This is a genomic window from Micrococcus lacusdianchii (assembly GCF_023155805.1).
Classification (GTDB): domain Bacteria; phylum Actinomycetota; class Actinomycetes; order Actinomycetales; family Micrococcaceae; genus Micrococcus; species Micrococcus lacusdianchii.
This window is the reverse complement of sequence record NZ_JAKNUW010000044.1, coordinates 1-1,748: the sequence shown is the minus strand read 5'-3', so window position 1 is coordinate 1,748 and position 1,748 is coordinate 1. Positions and strand designations below refer to the sequence as shown.

Genomic DNA, 1,748 nt, shown 5'->3' with positions numbered 1-1,748 from the left:
CACTCGCCGGCGCCACTCCGCGATCGGCAACATCAGCCCGAACGCCTACGAAGCCGCACGCTCCGCTACGCTTGCGGAAGCGGCATAACCGAACCGACACCGTGTCCACGATCAAGGGCCAAGGCCCCACTCCTACTCCGGCCTCACCTGACCCCGCTCCGGCACCACCACCGCGGCCGAAGTCGCCGACGTTTGATCGCCTCGATGAAGGGAAATTCGCTATGCCGCCGATCGACCAGTGGGTCACGTTCGAACCCCTCACCGGCTCACCCGTCGGCATCGCCGCTCTGCTGTTCGCGGCACTGTATCTGCGAGGAGCGATCTGGATGTGGCGAAACAGGCGCCGTTGGGCGATCGCCCGCACAGCATCGTTCCTGATCGGGTGCGCCCTGATCTTCGCTATCACGATGTTCGGTGTGAACCGTCTCGCGACGGAATCCATCACAGCGCTGGTGTTCCAGCAGATCACCCTGCTGACCGTCGTTCCGCCGCTCCTCATCGCAGGGTCACCCGGGCTGCTGCTCCTGCGCAGCACACCGCACACCGGCCTCGGGCGTCTCGTGCTCCGTGCCGCGCACGGGGGACTGCGCTCACGATTCTGGAGCGCCGCACTGCACCCTGTGGTCGCTATCGTCATTGCGATACTGCTGTACCCGGTCCTCTACCTGACCGACGCGATCAGCGTCATCATGCGCATCCCCTTCGGCCAGGACGCCTTGCTCTTCGTCATCCTCGTCCTCGGCATCGTCTCGGCAACACCGCTATGGTCCTCCGATCCGCTACCGCGCCAACCCTCCTTCGCCGCACGATTCGTCGATATCGCCGTCGAGATCCAGATCCACGCCATTTTCGGCCTGATCCTGCTCCGTACCGCCACACCGCTGTTCAGCGCATACGCCACCCCCACAGGCAGCCATGACCCCGTCATCGACCAGGCGATCGCCGGCACGCTGGTATGGACCTACGCGGAGCTGCCGATGTTCGTAGTGCTCATCGTCTGCCTGTCCCGCTGGCGAGCCCGCGACGTGCGCACCTCGAGACAGCGACAGAAAGCCGAGGACGCCGAACTCGACTCTTACAACGAGTACCTCGCCAGCCTCTCCCGAAGACGGAACGAGAGCTAGGGCATGTCTGACAATCGTTTGGACCACGCGAGCACAGCGTTCAACACCACGGCGGCCCGGTAGACGATCGCGTACTTGTCGTACCGGGTCGCCAGGCCCCGCCATTGCTTCAGGTGCGCGTACTGGCGCTCGATCACGTTCCGGCCCTTGTAAGCCTGCGAGTCCAGGCCCACGGGACGGCCACCGGCCGAGCCGCGGCGCCTGCGGTGGCCCTGCTGATCCGCCGGCTCGGGGATCACGGCTTTGATCCGGCGGGCACGCAGGTGGGTGCGGATCGCCCGGGAGGAGTACGCCTTGTCGCCCAGCACCGCCTCGGGGCGGGTCCGGGGCCGCCCTACCGGCCGTGCCACGCGCAGCCGCCCCAGCAGCGGCAGGGACTGGTGCACGTGTAGGTGACAGTCGTCTTCACGCCGCGTCTGCGGGCGTGTGGTCCATGATCAACTCGTACTCGACCGGCGTCAATCGGCCCAGGCGCACCTGCCGGCGGCGCCGGTGGTAGGTCCGCTCGATCCAGGTGATGATCCCGGCCCGCAGCTCGTCCCGGGTGTCCCAGTCGCGTCGGTCCAGCACGTTCTTCTGCACCAACGCGAAAAAGGACTCCATAGCCGCGTTGTCCCCGGCAGC

Annotated in this window: 1 protein-coding gene and 2 pseudogenes; 1 reads left to right on the top strand and 2 read right to left on the bottom strand. The window is 66.5% G+C overall.

Features of this window, described 5'->3' with window-relative positions; all coding sequences use genetic code 11:
* Window positions 1–221: 221 nt before the first annotated feature.
* Window positions 222–1,124: a cytochrome c oxidase assembly protein gene (locus tag MA879_RS12230; RefSeq protein ID WP_036317477.1), complete on the top strand. Its 903-nt coding sequence runs from the start codon at window positions 222–224 to the stop codon at window positions 1,122–1,124.
* Here MA879_RS12230 and MA879_RS12225 read toward each other — a convergent pair.
* Both MA879_RS12225 and MA879_RS12220 read right to left on the bottom strand, forming a co-directional pair.
* A pseudogene (locus MA879_RS12225) lies at window positions 1,121–1,498 on the bottom strand (transposase); the annotation flags it as partial. The gene MA879_RS12230 and the pseudogene MA879_RS12225 overlap by 4 nt on opposite strands.
* Window positions 1,499–1,529: 31 nt before the next feature.
* Window positions 1,530–1,748: pseudogene (locus tag MA879_RS12220) on the bottom strand (IS3 family transposase); the annotation flags it as partial.